13 protein-coding genes, 1 rRNA gene and 1 pseudogene are annotated in these 18,009 nt (G+C 55.7%); 12 read left to right on the top strand and 3 right to left on the bottom strand.

Annotated elements, in window-relative coordinates; translation table 11 throughout:
- The first annotated feature begins 451 nt into the window (after positions 1-451).
- From proV to emrB, 7 genes are all read left to right on the top strand, one after another.
- Positions 452-1,648 carry a glycine betaine/L-proline ABC transporter ATP-binding protein ProV gene (gene proV / locus NR201_RS15045; protein WP_010672155.1) on the top strand — a complete coding sequence of 399 codons (1,197 nt, stop codon included), beginning with the start codon at positions 452-454 and terminating at the stop codon, positions 1,646-1,648.
- A complete protein-coding gene (gene proW, locus NR201_RS15040) occupies positions 1,645-2,736 on the top strand; it encodes a glycine betaine/L-proline ABC transporter permease ProW (protein ID WP_022624068.1) in 1,092 nt (363 codons plus the stop codon). The genes proV and proW overlap by 4 nt, the downstream gene beginning before the upstream one ends.
- A 61-nt stretch (positions 2,737-2,797) precedes the next feature.
- The gene (gene proX, locus NR201_RS15035; protein WP_010257785.1) at positions 2,798-3,796 is read left to right on the top strand and encodes a glycine betaine/L-proline ABC transporter substrate-binding protein ProX; all 999 of its coding nucleotides are present in this window, start codon (positions 2,798-2,800) and stop codon (positions 3,794-3,796) included.
- Positions 3,797-4,008: 212 nt separating this feature from the next.
- On the top strand, positions 4,009-5,196 hold the full coding sequence (locus tag NR201_RS15030) for an MFS transporter (RefSeq protein ID WP_187492043.1): 1,188 nt from the start codon (positions 4,009-4,011) through the stop codon (positions 5,194-5,196).
- Between the two features lie 302 nt (positions 5,197-5,498).
- Positions 5,499-6,029, top strand: coding sequence for a transcriptional repressor MprA (gene mprA / locus NR201_RS15025; RefSeq protein WP_003850381.1), 531 nt, complete (start codon positions 5,499-5,501; stop codon positions 6,027-6,029).
- Between the two features lie 150 nt (positions 6,030-6,179).
- Positions 6,180-7,352 (top strand): multidrug efflux MFS transporter periplasmic adaptor subunit EmrA, encoded by a 1,173-nt coding sequence (emrA, locus tag NR201_RS15020; RefSeq protein ID WP_010257791.1) that lies wholly within the window; start codon positions 6,180-6,182, stop codon positions 7,350-7,352.
- Between the two features lie 16 nt (positions 7,353-7,368).
- Positions 7,369-8,904 (top strand): multidrug efflux MFS transporter permease subunit EmrB, encoded by a 1,536-nt coding sequence (gene emrB / locus NR201_RS15015; RefSeq protein WP_010257793.1) that lies wholly within the window; start codon positions 7,369-7,371, stop codon positions 8,902-8,904.
- A 36-nt stretch (positions 8,905-8,940) separates the two neighbouring features.
- Here emrB and NR201_RS15010 read toward each other — a convergent pair whose 3' ends face one another.
- The gene (locus NR201_RS15010) at positions 8,941-10,122 is read right to left on the bottom strand and encodes a tRNA/rRNA methyltransferase (protein WP_256849936.1); all 1,182 of its coding nucleotides are present in this window, start codon (positions 10,120-10,122) and stop codon (positions 8,941-8,943) included.
- 159 nt (positions 10,123-10,281) lie between these two features.
- Here NR201_RS15010 and trxC point away from each other — a divergent pair, with 159 nt between their 5' ends.
- The 5 genes and pseudogenes from trxC to NR201_RS14980 all read left to right on the top strand — a co-directional run bounded on the left by trxC (position 10,282) and on the right by NR201_RS14980 (position 16,062).
- Positions 10,282-10,701 (top strand): thioredoxin TrxC, encoded by a 420-nt coding sequence (gene trxC, locus NR201_RS15005; RefSeq protein WP_010257800.1) that lies wholly within the window; start codon positions 10,282-10,284, stop codon positions 10,699-10,701.
- Between the two features lie 81 nt (positions 10,702-10,782).
- Entirely contained in the window at positions 10,783-11,460 is a 678-nt protein-coding gene (locus tag NR201_RS15000) for a tRNA-uridine aminocarboxypropyltransferase (RefSeq protein WP_256844717.1), read from the top strand.
- Positions 11,461-11,598: 138 nt separating this feature from the next.
- The gene (locus NR201_RS14995) at positions 11,599-14,256 is read left to right on the top strand and encodes a bifunctional acetate--CoA ligase family protein/GNAT family N-acetyltransferase (protein WP_256844718.1); all 2,658 of its coding nucleotides are present in this window, start codon (positions 11,599-11,601) and stop codon (positions 14,254-14,256) included.
- A gap of 117 nt (positions 14,257-14,373) precedes the next feature.
- On the top strand, positions 14,374-15,729 hold the full coding sequence (gene pssA, locus NR201_RS14985) for a CDP-diacylglycerol--serine O-phosphatidyltransferase (protein ID WP_029519515.1): 1,356 nt from the start codon (positions 14,374-14,376) through the stop codon (positions 15,727-15,729).
- Between the two features lie 26 nt (positions 15,730-15,755).
- Positions 15,756-16,062, top strand: a pseudogene (locus NR201_RS14980) (YfiM family lipoprotein).
- 9 nt (positions 16,063-16,071) lie between these two features.
- Here the strand turns inward: NR201_RS14980 and NR201_RS14975 are convergent.
- Positions 16,072-17,361, bottom strand: a complete 1,290-nt coding sequence (locus NR201_RS14975; protein WP_031594658.1) for an MFS family transporter — start codon at positions 17,359-17,361, stop codon at positions 16,072-16,074.
- Between the two features lie 277 nt (positions 17,362-17,638).
- Positions 17,639-17,754: ribosomal RNA gene (gene rrf / locus NR201_RS14970) — 5S ribosomal RNA — on the bottom strand.
- Positions 17,755-18,009 lie beyond the last annotated feature (255 nt).

Genomic DNA, 18,009 nt, shown 5'->3' with positions numbered 1-18,009 from the left:
TGTCAGCCGCGCCATTCCGTCTAATCATAAGAAAAAAATATTACTGCAACACAGCCTGACTATTTCACCGTTTGTTGATTCTGCCCCTCCCCGCATTTCCTTTTTTTTCGACCAATTATTCCACTGAACCCGATCGTTTCAGGCGTGATTATTTCCCTGCATCGGAATCCATTATTTCCGTAATATTTCACCCTGGTGACGCTTGTTTTTCTCCCTTTCACGCGGCAAATCGGCTGAAATGCCAAAAACCCGCCAATGATTTCACAAAAAATTAATCCACGCTTATCCCTTGTGAGCACTGAAGATAATCGGCATCTGAATGTCCCGCGGCCGGTCAATATTCCACTTCAGGGTTGTCAGATAACGTCAGTGTGCTACGGTATGGCCTGCTTAAATTTCAGCGGGAACGACAGGATAATATTAGATATTTCAACCAGGATTTAATGACTGCATGGCTATTAAGCTCGAAGTAAAAAATCTCTATAAGATATTTGGCGACAATCCGGATCGCGCGTTTAAATATATTGAAAAGGGTGCGACCAAAGATGTCATTCTTGAGAAGACAGGGCTCTCTCTTGGTGTAAAGAACGCCAGTCTGGCCATTGAAGAAGGCGAGATATTCGTCATCATGGGGTTATCCGGTTCAGGAAAATCGACCATGGTTCGCCTTCTCAATCGTCTGATAGAGCCGACGCGCGGCCAGGTGATTATTGACGGTGTCGATATTGCCAAAATATCAGCCAGCGAACTGCGTGACGTGCGCAGAAATAAAATCAGTATGGTATTCCAGTCATTTGCTTTGATGCCGCACATGAATGTATTAAATAATACGGCATTTGGCATGGAATTAGCGGGAGTCGCACTGGCTGAACGCCAGGAAAAAGCACTGGAAGCGTTACGTCAGGTCGGGCTTGAGAATTATGCGCACGCTTACCCGGATGAACTTTCCGGAGGGATGCGGCAGCGCGTCGGATTAGCCCGCGCACTGGCCATCAATCCCGACATCTTATTAATGGATGAGGCCTTCTCCGCTCTGGATCCGTTGATTCGTACTGAAATGCAGGATGAGCTGGTTAATTTACAAGCCAGGCATCAGCGCACCATCGTCTTTATTTCCCACGATCTTGATGAAGCGATGCGTATTGGCGACCGAATTGCCATTATGCAGGGCGGCGAAGTGATACAGGTTGGTACGCCGGATGAGATCCTGAATAACCCAGCCAATGACTATGTCCGCACCTTTTTCCGCGGCGTCGATATCAGCCACGTATTCAGCGCCAAAGATATCGCCCGTCGTAGCGCGGGAGCGTTGATCCGCAAAGCGCCAGGTTTCGGCCCGCGCTCCGCCATTAAGCTGCTGCAGGATGAAGACCGCGACTACGGTTACGTGCTGGAAAAACAGAAGTTTCTTGGCGTGGTCTCCACCGACTCGCTGAAAGCCGCGCTGGCAGCAGGTCTGGGACTCGATAGCGCCCTCCTCGACTCGCCAGCCGCGGTGCCCGCCGATACCTCACTGAGCGATCTGCTCTCGCACGTCGCTCAGGCGCCCTGTGCGGTGCCAGTGGTCGGCGAGGAGAATCAGTATGTCGGTATCATTTCCAAAAGCACGCTATTGCGCGCGTTAGATCGTGAAGGAGCCCAGCCATGAGTCAGGAAACCACCAATCCGTGGGATAGCGGCACTGCCGCCAGCAGTCAGGCTGCGCCCACCAGCAGCGGCGGTGCCGATGCCTGGGGCACGCCCGATGGCAGCGCGACACCCGATGCAGCCAGCAGCAGTGACTGGCTCAACAGCGCCCCTGCGCCCGCGCCGGAACATTTCAATATCATGGATCCGTTCCACAAAACCTGGATCCCGCTTGATCACTGGGTGACTACCGGCATCGACTGGGTGGTCAACCACTTCCGCCCGCTGTTTCAGGGTATCCGGGTACCGGTTGACTATATTCTCAGCGCCTTTCAGCAGCTGTTACTGGGAATGCCCGCGCCGGTAGCGATTCTGGTGTTTGCGCTAATCGCCTGGCAGATCGCGACGCCCGCCATGGGCATCGCCACGCTGGTATCGCTGATCGTGATTGGCGCAATTGGCGCCTGGTCGCAGGCGATGGTCACGCTGGCGCTGGTGCTTACCGCGCTGATGTTCTGCATTCTCATCGGCCTGCCGCTGGGGATCTGGCTGGCCCGCAGTGAACGGGCAGCGCGTATCGTACGTCCCTTGCTGGATGCGATGCAGACGACACCCGCCTTTGTCTATCTGGTGCCGATTGTAATGCTGTTTGGTATCGGCAACGTGCCAGGCGTGGTGGTCACGATTATCTTCGCCCTGCCACCGATTGTGCGTCTGACTATTCTCGGCATTAAGCAGGTGCCCGCCGATCTGATCGAAGCGAGCGAATCCTTTGGTGCCAGTCCGCGTCAGCTGCTATTCAAAGTGCAGTTGCCGCTGGCGATGCCCACCATTATGGCGGGCGTCAATCAGACCCTGATGCTGGCGCTGTCGATGGTGGTGATCGCCTCGATGATCGCCGTGGGCGGACTCGGTCAGATGGTTCTGCGCGGTATTGGCCGTCTCGATATGGGGCTGGCTACGGTGGGTGGTGTGGGGATTGTGATCCTTGCCATTATCCTTGACCGCCTGACCCAATCGTTTGGTCGCGATAGCCGCAGCCGCGGTAATCGTCACTGGTATCACACCGGCCCGCTGGGCCTGATCTTCTCTCCTTCGCGTAAAAAATAATCTGTCGGGCGGTGCCTGCGCGCCGCCCATCCTGACGCGACATCTGAAATAAGGAATGACTATGCGCAACAGAGCCTCTCTGCTCGCCGCCGTGGTAACCACGCTGGCCGTTTCACACGTCTCCGCTGCCGATCTGCCGGGCAAAGGTATTACGGTACAACCCATACAGAGCACTATCGCTGAAGAGACTTTTCAGACCCTGATTGTCAGCCGTGCGCTGGAAAAACTCGGCTATCAGGTCAGCAAGCCGAGTGAAGTGGATTACAACGTTGGCTACACCTCTATCGCCGCTGGCGACGCCACCTTTACCGCAGTGAACTGGCAGCCGCTGCATGACGACATGTACAAAGCCGCCGGTGGCGATCAGAAGCTCTATCGTCAGGGAACCTATGTTACCGGTGCCGCCCAGGGTTATCTGATTGATAAGAAGACCGCCGAGAAATATCACATCACCAATATCGAACAGCTGAAAGATCCTAAGATCGCCAGCCTGTTTGACGCCAACGGCGATGGCAAAGCGGATATGACCGGCTGTACGCCAGGCTGGGGCTGTGAAGCGGTGATTAATCATCAGAACAGCGCCTTTGGTCTCAGTGATACCGTGACCGCCAATATGGGTAACTATTCGGCGATGGTGGCGGATACGCTGGCACGCTACAAACAGGGTAAACCGATCCTTTATTACACCTGGACGCCCTACTGGCTGAGCGATGTGCTGAAGCCGGGCCGCGATGTGGTCTGGCTGCAGGTGCCGTTCTCTTCGCTGCCTGGCGAACAGAAGGATGTGGATACTAAGCTGCCAAACGGTGCGAACTACGGTTTCCCGGTTAACACCATGCACATCGTCGCCAACAAAGCCTGGGCGGCGAAAAACCCGGCGGCTGCCCGTCTGTTTGCGGTCATGAAGTTGCCCATTACCGATATCAATGCTGAAAACTCAGCAATGCATGCCGGACAAAACTCAGAAGAGGCGATTAACCGTCATGTGGATGGCTGGATTAAGGCGCATCAGGCTGAGTTCGATAAATGGATCAGCGAGGCGCAGGCCGCCGCGCAATAACATGAAAACATTTCCGCCCCAGGGCGGTTGATAAAAGAGCTGGCTCAGTGGGCATACGCTTTTAGTCGGGCAGTTATCTGAGGGCAGAAATTTTTCTGCCCTTTTTTTATGCCTGCTTTCCCGACTGGTATGGCCTGTTAATAAACATGCGTGTGAAATAGTTTTTTGAGTTACTATTAACCTCAAATGATTATTAGCGACCGATGCTGTTTATGAATGCGACTCGCCAGGGTCTGACGCCTGCTTTAGTAATGCTGATGTCAGTAGCAACCGGCCTCTGCGTAGCCAGTAATTACTACGTTCAGCCACTACTGAATACCATCGCCCAACAGTTTGATCTCTCTGTCAGCCTCGCCGGATTTATTGTCACCACGGCGCAGCTGGGCTACGCCTGCGGTTTGCTGCTGCTGGTGCCGCTTGGCGATCGGTTTGAACGACGCAGCCTGATTGTTACGATGATCCTGCTGGCTGCTGCCGGCATGGTGATTATCGCCCTTTCGCACTCCTTTCTCTTTTTACTGCTGGGCACGGTGATGACCGGCCTGTTCTCGGTCGCCGCACAAATCCTGGTGCCGCTGGCCGCCACGCTGGCAGAGCCGGAGCGGCGCGGCAAAATAGTGGGGACGGTAATGAGCGGTTTGCTGCTGGGGATTCTGCTGGCGCGCACCGTGGCAGGCGGCCTGGCGCAGCTTGGCGGCTGGCGTACCGTTTACTGGACTGCCAGCCTGCTGATGGTGGTGATGGCCCTGGCGCTGTGGCGATCGCTGCCGCGCGTGAAACAGTCCGTGCCCATGAGCTATCCGCAACTGCTGGCCTCCATCTTTCGCCTGTATGCCGGTAATCGGGTGCTCCGCACCCGCGCCTGGACCGGCTGCCTCTCTTTTGCCAATTTCAGCCTGCTGTGGACCTCAATGGCCTTTCTTCTCGCCGGGGCGCCCTATCACTTCTCAGAGGGCGAGATTGGCTTGCTGGGGCTGGTCGGTGCCGCGGGTGCGCTGGCCGCACGTCAGGCGGGCGCGCTGGCTGACAAGGGTAAAGCGAGGCTGACCACCCAACTGGGCCTGCTGCTTATGCTGCTGTCGTGGGCTGCCATTGCGTGGGGCGCGGAGCAGCTTGCGCCGCTGATCGTCGGCATCCTGCTGCTGGATCTGGCGGTACAGGCCGTCCATATCACCAATCAAAGCGTGATCTACGCGCAGATGCCGGAGGCGCGGAACCGTCTTAATGCCGGTTACATGACCAGCTACTTTATGGGTGGCGCGGCCGGCTCACTGCTCTCCGCGACCGCTTACCATCTTTGGGGCTGGTATGGTGTCTGTGGCGCTGGCGCGCTGCTGACTGTGGTTAATCTGCTGATTTGGGCAGCCGGATCGCGCTTTGAGCCGGAAAAAATCAACTGAAGCCTGGCCGGACAGCGCATTGCGTCTGGTCACAAATGGTTAGGTTTGTTATGGTTAGTAGCAAACCTATTCACTTCAGTTATTTTTCCCCGCGATATTATTAAATTTGCCCCCTTTTTGATCACGTTCCGGCACAGCGGCTGCCGCCGGACGTACGGGTTTTTGACCCAGGGCCAGGGAATGGCCTGGAATACCTTTGATGGTGAATAGTGATTCTGTCAGCGATCACCTGCCAAAAAGTGACTACGCTTATCCTGTCACCATAGTTATTATACAAGTTGCAATTAGTGAGGTTTTTTTTAATGGAAAGTTCGTTTACTCCCATTGAGCAGATGCTAAACATCCGTGCCAATCGCCATAAGGATTTTCCGTTACAGGAAATTATTCTGACGCGTCTCTGTATGCATATGCAGGGTAAACTGCTGGACAACCGCAATAAGATGCTGAAAGCACAGGGTATTAATGAAACCCTGTTCATGGCGTTGATTACGCTGGATGCACAGGAAAACCATAGTATTCAGCCCTCTGAGCTCAGCTCTGCCCTTGGCTCTTCACGCACCAATGCCACGCGCATTGCTGATGAGCTGGAAAAGCGCGGCTGGATTGAGCGTCGTGAAAGCGATCACGACCGTCGCTGCCTGCACCTGCATCTGACCGATAAAGGGATGGAGTTCCTGCGTCAGCTGCTGCCACCTCAGCATCAGAGCCTGCAGTACCTCTGGTCATCGCTCTCCGTCGATGAGAAGTCACAGCTGGAAGGCATCACCCGTAAGCTACTTAATCGTCTTGATAAAATGGATGAAGATCAGCTGATCGCCTCGCTTTCCCGCTAATAGCAATAAGTGCGACACAATCACCTGTCGGAATCGTTATTTTAATTTCCTTTTTTATCTGGCCAGCGCTCAGTCGCTGGCTTTTTCGACTCGGGCGCTGGCGAAAAGGGATTTCTGCCGCCCGACTAAATGGAAAACGTGGAGAAAGACATGAGTGCAACGGCAGAAGCACAAAGCCCGCAACCGTCAGCCAACAAAAAGAAGAAGCGCAAAAGTGTGCTCATCGTGCTGGCGCTGATCTTTGTGCTGATCGGTATTGCCTGGGGAGTTTACTGGTTCCTGGTCCTGCGCCATTTTCAGGAAACGGATGACGCCTACGTTGCGGGTAACCAGGTGCAGGTGATGGCACAGGTCTCCGGTAGCGTGAATAAAGTCTGGTTTGAAGATACCGATTTCGTCAAAAAAGGCGATGTGCTGGTTTCACTGGATAAGACGGATGCGGAGCAGGCGTTTGAAAAAGCGCAGACGGCACTCGCCACCAGCGTGCGTCAGACGCATCAGCTGATGATTAATGGCAAACAGTATCAGGCCAGCATTACCTTGCAACAGACCGCTCTGGCGCAGGCACAGGCCGACCTGAAACGCCGTGAGCCGTTAGGCGCGGCTAATCTGATTGGCCGTGAAGAGTTGCAGCACGCCCGCGATGCCGTCGCGACGGCCAAAGCACAACTGGACGTGGCGATTCAGCAATACAATGCGAATCAGGCGATGATCCTCAACACCTCACTGGAAAATCAGCCTGCCGTGCAACAGAGCGCGGCTGAGCTGCGTGACGCCTGGCTGGCGCTGCAGCGCACCGAAATCCGTAGCCCGATGGATGGTTTTGTCTCCCGTCGCAGCGTGCAGGTCGGTTCGCAAATCTCCACCAGCACCCCGCTGCTCGCCGTCGTGCCTGCAACGAATCTGTGGGTCGATGCCAACTTTAAAGAGACTCAGCTGGCTGGCGTTCGTATTGGTCAGCCTGTCACCGTAGTTGCCGACATCTACGGTGACGAAGTGGTTTATCAGGGCAAAGTTGCAGGACTGGATATGGGCACCGGCAGCGCCTTCTCACTGTTGCCGGCACAGAATGCCACCGGTAACTGGATCAAAGTGGTTCAGCGCCTGCCGGTTCGTATCGAACTGAATCAGGAAGATATCGCCAGACATCCGCTGCGTATTGGTCTCTCAACGCTGGTTAAAATCGATACCACCAGCAAAGAGGGCAGCGCGCTGGCCACCAGCGCCCGTCAGCAAGCCGCTTACAGCAGCAACGCACTGGCGATTGACCTTGCGCCGGTCAATCAGCTGATCACCGATATCGTCCGCGCCAACGCCGGATGATGACGCGGAGGCTGTAATGGCACAAAAACCGCTTGAAGGAATGCCGCTGGTCCTGATGACCATTGCGCTGTCGCTGGCGACGTTCATGCAGGTTCTGGACTCGACCATCGCCAACGTGGCTATCCCCACGATTGCCGGTAATCTGGGAGCGTCGAACTCCCAGGGAACCTGGGTGATCACCTCGTTTGGTGTGGCCAATGCGATCTCGATCCCGCTGACCGGCTGGCTGGCAAAACGCATCGGTGAAGTGAAGCTCTTTACCTGGTCGACCATTCTGTTTGCTATCGCCTCCTGGGCATGCGGCATGTCAGACAGCCTGGAGATGCTGATATTCTTCCGCGTCATTCAGGGGATCGTCGCGGGTCCATTGATCCCGCTGTCGCAAAGTCTGCTGCTCAACAACTATCCGCCCGCCAAGCGCAGTGTTGCGCTGTCGCTGTGGGCGATGACGGTGATCGTCGCACCGATCTGTGGTCCGATACTGGGCGGCTGGATCAGCGATAACTATCACTGGGGCTGGATCTTCTTTATCAACGTGCCCATTGGTGTGGCGGTGGTAATACTGACGCTGCAAACCCTGCGCGGCCGGGAAACCAAAACCGAAATCCGGCGGATCGATATGGTCGGGCTGGTGCTGCTGGTGGTGGGGATCGGCTGTTTGCAGGTGATGCTGGATCGCGGAAAGGAGCTCGACTGGTTTAACTCGTCCGAGATCATCGTGCTCGGGGTAGTGGCCGTGATTGCGCTGTCAGTCCTGCTGGTGTGGGAGCTGACTGACGATCACCCGATCATAGATCTGTCGCTGTTTAAGTCGCGCAACTTCACCATTGGCTGCCTGTCGATCAGTCTGGCTTATATGCTCTACTTCGGCTCGATTGTTCTGTTGCCGCAGCTGCTGCAGGAGGTCTACGGCTACACCGCAACCTGGGCCGGTCTGGCGTCTGCGCCGGTGGGCATTTTGCCGGTGATCCTGTCGCCGATCATCGGACGCTTTGCCCATAAGCTCGACATGCGACGGCTGGTCACGTTCAGCTTCATTATGTATGCCGTCTGCTTCTACTGGCGCGCGTATACGTTTGAACCGGGAATGGACTTTGGTGCCTCAGCCTGGCCGCAGTTTATTCAGGGCTTTGCCGTGGCCTGCTTCTTTATGCCGCTGACCACCATTACGCTGTCGGGATTGCCGCCGGAGCGCATGGCCGCAGCCTCCAGCCTGTCGAACTTTATGCGTACCTTTGCAGGCTCGGTGGGGACGTCGATTACCACCACCATGTGGAGTAACCGCGAGTCGATGCATCATAGCTACCTGACGGAGTCGATCACCCCTTACAACGTCAATTCGCAGCAGATGTATAGCCAGCTGGAGAGCATGGGGATGACGCAGCAGCAGGCGTCGGCCTGGATCGCGCAGCAGATTACCAATCAGGGACTGATTATTTCAGCGAATGAAATTTTCTGGGCGTCGGCGGGGGTCTTTTTGATTCTGCTGGTGCTGATCTGGTTTGCCCGCCCGCCGTTTAGCGCAGGCGGCGGTGGCGGTGGCGCGCACTAACGTTACACAGCAAAACGGGCCTTTCGGCCCGTTTTTTTATGCGTTCTGACGCCACCATTCGGCGAGCAGTACGCCGGTTGCGACCGAGACGTTAAGGCTTTCTACGTTGCCGGTGCCGCCAATCGACAGGCTCATGTCACCCTGTTTGAACGCGGTATCAGAAAGACCTTCACGCTCCTGCCCTAACACCAGCACCATTTTCTCCGGCAGCTGAGCCTGCGCCAGCGGCGTGCCCTGATGGCTGGAGGTGGTGACGATGGTGTAACCCGCTTTACGGAACGCTTCCAGACCTTCACTGAAAGTTGCGCCGCTGATGGCCTGCACATGCTCAGCACCGCCTTCTGCGGTACGTACCGCTGCGCCGGACTCCAGCAGTGAGGCGTCGTTCACCAGCAAACCTTTTACGCCAAAGTGCGCGCAGCTGCGCATAATCGCGCCGAGGTTATGCGGGTTACTGACATCTTCCAGTGCCAGCACGCAATCTTTGGTATTCGCCTGGCTCAGCCATTCAGAAACCGCCATACCCATGCGCTTTTTGATCAGGAAGCAGACGCCACCATGATGCTCAGTGCCTGACGCTTTGGTAATCTCTGCATCTTCCACGACGTGATAGGCTTTGCGGTTAGCCGCCAGCCAGCGCAGCGCTTCGCGGAAACGCGGTGTCACTTCCTGCACGAACCAGGCGCGAACAATCGCTTCAGGACGGCTCTGGAACAGCGCCTGACAGGCGTTCTCACCATAGACGCGCGTCTCTTCGTTACGCTGACGACGGATCTGTTCGGGATCGACGAAGCTCTTGCCGCTGATGCCGCCATGATCCGGCTTATCGCTTTCGGTTGCCGGACGATCTGCTGATGGCGCGCGTGACACGGTGCGCCATGGGGAATCGCTGCTGCCATAGGCGCCGCGATTATCATCGCCACGATCGTTGCGGCGGCCTGCGCCATCGTCTGAACGGCGTGGAGCGCCACGTCCGCCTTCATCACGACGCGGTGAACTGCTGCGACCGGTGTCGTCGCTGCGACGGCCAGCGGAGCGATCACCTTCCTGAGTGCGTTCAGTACGGGGGCCAGACGAACGACGATTATCATCCGAACGGGCAGCAGCGTGACCACCTTTGCCTGTACGAGGATTAGGCGCGCGCGCGCTTTTATCGTCCTCGCCACGCACGTACATCACCTTAACCTTACCGCTCTTGCCTTTAAATTCGTCGTTCATGTCTTCCTCCTGCATTGAGAGCGCGCAGATTACCTGATGTGCTGGCGCTTAGCTATCAACTATTGAACCTATAGAGCAATCCAGATTGAGAGGGAATCCGTCCCCTTTCATAATGAACAATATTTACCAGACTGACACTTTTCAACATCAGAGGTTCCTATGAATACGGTATGCGCTTCCTGTCAGGCAACCAATCGCGTTCCTGAAGAACGCCTTGCCGACGTGGCGAAATGTGGTCGCTGTGGAAATGCGTTATTTGATGGCGAAGTGGTGAATGCCACCAGCGCTAACTTTGACAAATATCTGCAGGATGATCTGCCGGTGGTGATCGATTTCTGGGCGCCCTGGTGTGGTCCCTGTGTCAATTTTGCGCCGGTGTTTAAAGATGTCGCCAGTGAACGCAGCGGTAAAGTCCGCTTTATTAAAGTGAACACCGAAGCGGAGCCAGCCCTGAGCGCCCGTTTCAACATTCGCAGCATCCCGACCATCATGCTGTTTAAGAACGGCGAGCGGGTCGACATGCTGAATGGCGCGATGCCTAAAGCGCCTTTCAATGAATGGCTGGATGAGTCACTTTAATCTTCAGAGGCCAGCCTGGCTGGCCTTTTCCTTTTCGCCTGCGCTTCGATTACACTGACGTTTTTCCTGCCCTGAATACTCATGTCTGATAATGCTGTTTTGCGCTTGCGCACCCAACGCCTGGCCCGATCCACCCGTCCTTTCCTCGCGCGCGGGAATCGGGTCATCCGCTGTCAGGGCTGCCTGTTGCCAGAGGTCAACTGTCTCTGCAGTCAGATCGTGCCGCAGTCCGCCCGTAGCCGCTTCTGCCTGGTGATGTTCGATACCGAGCCGATGAAGCCGAGCAACACCGGCCGGCTGATTGCCGATATTCTGCCGGAAACTCAGGCTTTTGGCTGGTCACGCACCGAGCCGGATCCGCTGCTGCTGGCGGCGGTGCGCAATCCCGATTATCAGCCGCTGGTGGTTTTCCCGGCCGCTTATGCCGACCCCGGTCGCGAAGTGCTGACAACGCCGCCCGCCAGTGGCAAGCCGCCGCTGTTTATTATGCTGGACGGCACCTGGACCGAAGCCCGCAAAATGTTCCGTAAAAGCCCCTGGCTCGACGCCCTGCCGGTGATGTCGCTGGATGTCAGCACCCCGTCGCGCTATACGCTGCGTGAAGCCCACGGCGCAGGTCAGCACTGCACTGCTGAAGTGGCCGCGGCGCTGCTGGCGCAGGCGGGCGATCGGCTGGCGGCTGAGGCATTATCTCACCATTTTGATCAGTTCCGCGCAGCCTACCTGGCAGGGAAACCGCACCACGCCGGACAGGCTTAATCGCCCAGTCACCTCCTGGCGGGAGCGTCCCTGCGGTGACAGAGATTAAAATCGGGATGCGCAGCCTGCGATCTGCCCGGAAGCACTGCCAGCAAAAAGCGTTTACAATCACGCAAATCCCGAACTCTGGAGAGCGAGATGAGCCAACGCGGACTGGAAGCGCTGTTACGACCTAAATCAATTGCGGTGATTGGTGCCTCGGTCACGCCAGGGCGCGCCGGATACTTTATGATGCGTAACCTGCTGGCGGGCGGTTTTAGCGGCCCGGTGTTGCCGGTGACGCCGAAATATAAAGCGGTCAGCGGCGTACTGGCCTGGCCCACTATCGACAGCTTACCTTTCGCGCCAGACCTGGCAGTAATCTGCACCCATTCAAAACGTAACCTCGAACTGCTGCAACAGCTCGGGGAGAAAGGCTGCAAGGCCTGCATTATTCTCTCTGCGCCCGCCAGCCAGTCGGCCGAACTCAAAGCCTGTGCCAGCCAGTGGCAGATACGTCTGCTGGGCCCGAACAGTCTTGGCCTGCTGGCCCCCTGGCAGGGATTGAATGCCAGCTTCTCGCCAGTGCCGATAGAGAAAGGCCGTATCGCATTTATCTCCCAGTCCGCCGCCGTATCCAACACCATTCTCGATTGGGCGCAGCAGCGTAATCTCGGATTCTCCTGGTTTATCGCGCTGGGTGACAGTCTGGATACCGATGTCGATGATCTGCTCGACTTCCTGGCTCGCGACGGTAAAACCAGCGCTATCCTGCTCTATCTTGAGCACCTCAGCGATGCGCGTCGTTTTGTTTCTGCCTCACGCAGCGCCTCCCGTAATAAACCGATTCTGGTGATCAAGAGTGGTCGCAGCCGGGAAGCACAGGCGCTGCTGGACACCCACAGCGGTCTTGACGCCGCCTGGGATGCAGCCATTCAGCGTGCCGGGTTACTGCGGGTGCAGGATACTCATGAGCTCTTCTCCGCCGTTGAGTCGCTGAGTCATATGCGGCCGCTGCGTGGCGACAGGCTGATGATCATCAGTAATGGTGCCGCCCCCGCCGCGCTGGCGCTGGATGAGCTCTATGCCCGCAACGGGAAACTGGCGCAGCTCAGCGAGCAGACGATTCAGCAGCTCGAGGCGCTGTTGCCCGCTGGCGCAGGCCGCGGCAACCCGCTGGATTTAAAAGATGACGCCACAGCAGAACGTTATGCCGCCTGCACAGAGATCCTGCTCGACAGCCATGAACTTGATGCATTGATGATTATTCATGCGCCAAGCGCGGTCGCGCCCGCGACTGAAACGGCCGGACATCTGATCGACACCATCGCCCGTCACCCGCGCGGTAAGCTGGTGACGCTGCTGACCAACTGGAGCGGCGAGTTCTCTTCACAAGCCGCGCGCCGTGCCTTTACGCAGGCGGGGATACCGACCTGGCGCACGCCAGAGGGAACGGTGACCGCTTTTATGCATCAGGTTGAGTACCGCCGTAACCAGAAGCAGCTGCGCGAAACCCCTGCCCTGCCCGCCACCCTGAACCTGGACAGTGCCCATGCACACCAGCTGCTGTCACAGGCGCTGGAGCGCGGTGTTACCGCGCTGGATACCCATGAAGTGCAGCCGGTACTGCAGGCTTACGGCCTGGCCACGCTGCCGACCTGGATCGCCAGCGACAGTAAGGCGGCAGTGGCGATTGCCGATCAGATTGGCTATCCGGTGGCGCTAAAATTGCGTTCACCCGATATCGCGCATAAATCGGAGGTGCAGGGCGTGATGCTCTACCTGCGTAATGCCAGCGAAGTGGAGCATGCCGCTGAGGCCATTTTTGATCGGGTAAAACAGACGTTGCCGCAGGCACGTATCGAAGGGCTGCTGGTTCAGAGCATGGCGAGTCGTGCAGGCGCACAGGAGCTGCGGGTCGTGGTCGAACAGGATGCCCTGTTTGGCCCGATCATTATGCTGGGGGAAGGCGGCGTTGAATGGCAGGCCGATAAACAGGCTGCCGTTGCCCTCCCCCCGCTGAATATGACGCTGGCACGCTATCTGGTGATTCAGGCGATCAAGAGCGGAAAAATCCGCAGCCGCAGCGCGCTGAATCCGCTGGATATCCCCGGTTTAAGCCAGCTGCTGGTGCAGGTCTCTAACCTGGTGGTGGATTGCCCGGAGATCCAGCGACTGGATATTCATCCGCTGCTGGCGGCGGGCAATGATTTTACCCTGCTGGATGTCACCCTGACGCTGGCTCCGTTCCACGGCGATAACGAAGCACGGCTGGCAATACGTCCTTATCCTCAGCATCTGGAAGAGCAGGTAGAGTTAAAGGATGGGCAATTCTGCCTGTTCCGGCCCATTCTGCCAGAGGATGAGCCCCTGCTGCGCGATTTCATCAGTCAGGTCACCAAAGAGGATCTCTATTACCGCTACTTCAGTGAAATCAGTGAGTTTACTCATGATGATCTCGCCAACATGACCCAGATCGATTATGACCGCGAGATGGCGATTGTGGCGGTACGTCAGCATCATGGACGATCCGAGATCATCGGCGTCACCCGCGCTATCTCTGATGCAGATAACATTGATGCGGAGTTTTCGGTGCTGGTCCGTTCCGACCTGAAAGGCTTAGGCATGGGCCGTCGTCTGCTGGAAAAAATGATCCGCTATACCCGGCATCACGGCTTGCAACAATTGAACGGTATCACCATGCCCCATAACCGCGGCATGATTACGCTGGCACGAAAGCTAAACTTTCATGTTGATATTCAACTGGATGACGGTATTGTCAGCCTGAAATTGTCTTTACAGAATGAGATCAACTAACCTTGTAGAGAAAGGTAAAAAACGTTCGAATCGGCGAAGTTGATGTTATTATTTGTGGTTATAACCCTGATTTGATGGCAAAAGGCCATGCAATGAACAGAGAAGAAGTGCACTGTGATGTTGTCTAAATTTAAACGTAACAAACACCAACAACACCTCGCACAGCTGCCGAAACTGTCACAATCCGTTGCGGATGTGTCGACACTTTACTCGCCTGCCGAATTTCGCCAGACGTTGCTGGAGAAGATTGCGGCAGCGCAGACTCGCATCTGTATTGTTGCGCTCTATCTGGAAAATGATGACGCCGGACGTGCCGTCATGGATGCGCTTTATAGTGCGAAGCAGGCGCGGCCGGAGCTGGATATCTCGATTCTGGTTGACTGGCACCGTGCGCAGCGTGGGCGAATTGGCGCAGCGCGAGGCGTAACCAATGCCGACTGGTATTGCGAAATGGCGACACGTTATCCGGATATTGCCATCCCGGTTTATGGTATCCCGGTCAATACCCGTGAAGCGCTGGGCGTGCTCCACCTTAAAGGGTTCATTATTGATGATATGCTGCTCTACAGCGGCGCCAGCATCAATGATGTCTACCTGCATCAGCATGATAAGTATCGCTATGACCGTTATCAGGTTATCCGTAATTCCCAGCTGACAGATACGATGTATGACTGGATCACGCTCAATCTGAAGTCAGCAGAGGCGGTAAACCGACTCGATTTTGCTGAGCGCCCCTCAAGTCCTGAAATTAAAAATGAGACACGCCAGTTCCGTCAGGACCTGCGCGGTTTCAATTATCAGTTTGAAGGGAATGCCGGCAACGATGAACTGACGGTCACGCCGCTGGTCGGTCTGGGTAAACATAGCCTGCTCAATAAAACCATTTTCCACCTGATGCCCTGTGCGGAACAGAAGCTGATCATCTGTACCCCCTACTTCAACATGCCCGCCTTGCTGGTACGTAATATCATTCATCTTCTGCGTCAGGGAAAACAGGTTGAGATCATCGTCGGCGATAAAACAGCCAATGACTTCTATATTGCGCCCGATCAGCCGTTCAAAATCATCGGCGCACTGCCTTACCTGTATGAAATCAATCTGCGTCGCTTTATGAGCCGTTTGCACTACTACGTTACGACCGATCAGCTGGTCGTGAGACTGTGGAAGGATGGCGAGAACAGTTATCACCTTAAAGGAATGTGGGTTGATGACGAATGGCAGCTGATTACCGGTAATAACCTCAATCCACGTGCCTGGCGGCTCGATCTGGAAAATGCGGTGCTGATCCACGATCCTCATCAGGAGTTAGCGGCTCAGCGTGAGAAGGAACTGACGTTAATCCGGCAGAACACGACGGTAGTGACGCATTTCCGTGAGCTTGAAAGTATTGCTGATTACCCGGCCAAGGTGCGCAAGCTGATTCGCCGTCTGCGCCGGATACGTATCGATCGCCTGATCAGCCGGATTCTTTAATCACTGCGATCAATAAGGCATCTGCTATGCGAAGTGTGCTGCTTGCTGGGCTGTTGTGTAGTGGATGCGCCCATATGGCGGAAGATCAGTAGAGCGGACGGGATAAAGCGGAGCATTTTGTCGCCTCTGCAGTCCTGGCCACAGCAGGCAGTGAATATGGGCAGCGCCAGCACCATTCTGACCGGCAAAGCCAGACTGTTTTCATTAACGCCTGGGGCGGGAAAAGAGTGGTATGACAGCCGCCCGAATGGCAGCGGCTGGAGCTGGAAAGATTTCGCCTCGGATGCCGCCGGTGCTGCCAGCGGCATTGCCCTGTGGAATCTGAGTCAGTAGCTTTCTCTGTTAAAGCTTAATCCCCTTACCGCGCTTGTGCAGCAACAGCGACACCAGAAATGCCACTGCGCCCATCGCTGAAACATACCAGAAGAAAGTCGTCTCAATCCCCTGCTGCTTCATCAGCAACGCAACATACTCTGCCGACCCACCGAAGATCGCATTCGCTACTGCGTAAGATAGTCCTACACCCAGTGCGCGCACCTGTGGCGGAAACATTTCTGCTTTAAGAATGCCACTGATGGCGGTGTAGAAGCTGGTAATCAGCAGCGCCAGCATGATCAACAGGAAAGCCACACCAGGGCTCTGCACGTTTTGCAACAGCGTCAGAATGGGGACCGTACAGATGGCCGCGCCCGCGCCAAAAATCATCATTGAGGTGCGACGACCGATTTTATCTGACAGGGCACCGATAATCGGCTGAATCAGCATAAAGACCAGCAGCGCACCGGTCATCAGGCCGCTGGCGGTTTTAGGATCCATACCTGACGTATTAACCAGATACTTCTGCATGTAGGTAGTGAAGGTGTAAAAACTCAGGGAGCCGCCTGCGGTGAAACCCAGCACCATCAGGAAGGGGCGGGTATGATTGCGCAGTAACCCGATTACGCTACCCGCATCGCGATGTTCGCGGCTCGTCTTATCTGAGGTCTCTTCCAGTGAGCGTCGTAACCATAATGCGACAACGGCGAGCAGTGCGCCGAGGAAGAACGGAATACGCCAGCCCCAGCTTCGCAGCTCTGCATCCGTCAGCAGAAATTGCAGGACCACGACGGTGAGCACTGCCGCTAACTGGCCACCAATCAGCGTGACATACTGGAATGAGGCGTAGAATCCTTTGCGTCCTTCCAGAGCCACTTCGCTCATGTAGGTTGCGCTGGTCCCATATTCTCCGCCCACCGATAATCCCTGAAACATACGCGCCAGCAGCAGAATGACGGGCGCAGCAACACCGATTGTTTCATAACCGGGTAAGCAGGCGATCACCAGCGAACCAAAACACATCATGCAGACCGAAACCAGCATCGAATTTTTTCGGCCATGTTTATCGCCGATATAGCCGAACAGCCAGCCGCCAATCGGACGCATTAAAAATCCTGCCGCAAAAACACCCGCTGTCTGTAACAACTGAGTTGTGGTATCGCCCTGTGGAAAGAAAATGTGGGCAAAATAGAGTGAGAAGAAGGAGTAAACGTAGAAGTCGAACCACTCAACCAGGTTACCCGATGACGCGCCGACGATAGCCCAGATACGTTTCTTTGTATCATCCGTCTGAGTTTTATTATTTGTGGGTGCCATGCCTTACCTCTGTTCCTTGCTGATCAACAGCGTTTAAAGGAGTGAGTAAAGCATTTAAGTCTACTGAAGGTAAAGGCGGCGTAATCCGAGATTATTATTGTGAGCCATGTCGCTAATTATCGAAAAATCAGCGGGTTGCTGGTCATTCAGAAGTGAATAATGGGGAGTTAAGGGTGACATACCGCATGCCCGCAGGTCACATTTTCAGCTTAACGTGACAAAGTGCGGACGTAAAAAAGCCCCGCACTTCCGTGCGGGGCTTCTTCACTTGTTTAATGCCTGGCAGTTCCCTACTCTCGCATGGGGAGACCCCACACTACCATCGGCGCTACGGCGTTTCACTTCTGAGTTCGGCATGGGGTCAGGTGGGACCACCGCGCTAAAGCCGCCAGGCAAATCTTGGTGCACGAAACGAATCTTTTACGCCATGACCGCGTTGCCATCGCCCGGCCGCACCGGTCACATACTTCAGTATGCTCCCGCTGACGTCCTCGCTCTGCGCCTTGTCACGCCGCAAAATCTTTCGTTTCCGCTAATTTTTATCCGGTACAGGCTGAAAATTGTGTCTCTCAAAAACGCCTCTGGCGTTGTAAGGTTAAGCCTCACGGGTCATTAGTACCGGTTAGCTCAACGCATCGCTGCGCTTAC

This window comes from Pantoea sp. Fr-CA_6, from assembly GCF_024520895.1.
GTDB lineage: Bacteria > Pseudomonadota > Gammaproteobacteria > Enterobacterales > Enterobacteriaceae > Pantoea > Pantoea agglomerans.
Note: the sequence above shows the minus strand (reverse complement) of the source record. Positions and strands in the feature narration are given on the sequence as shown.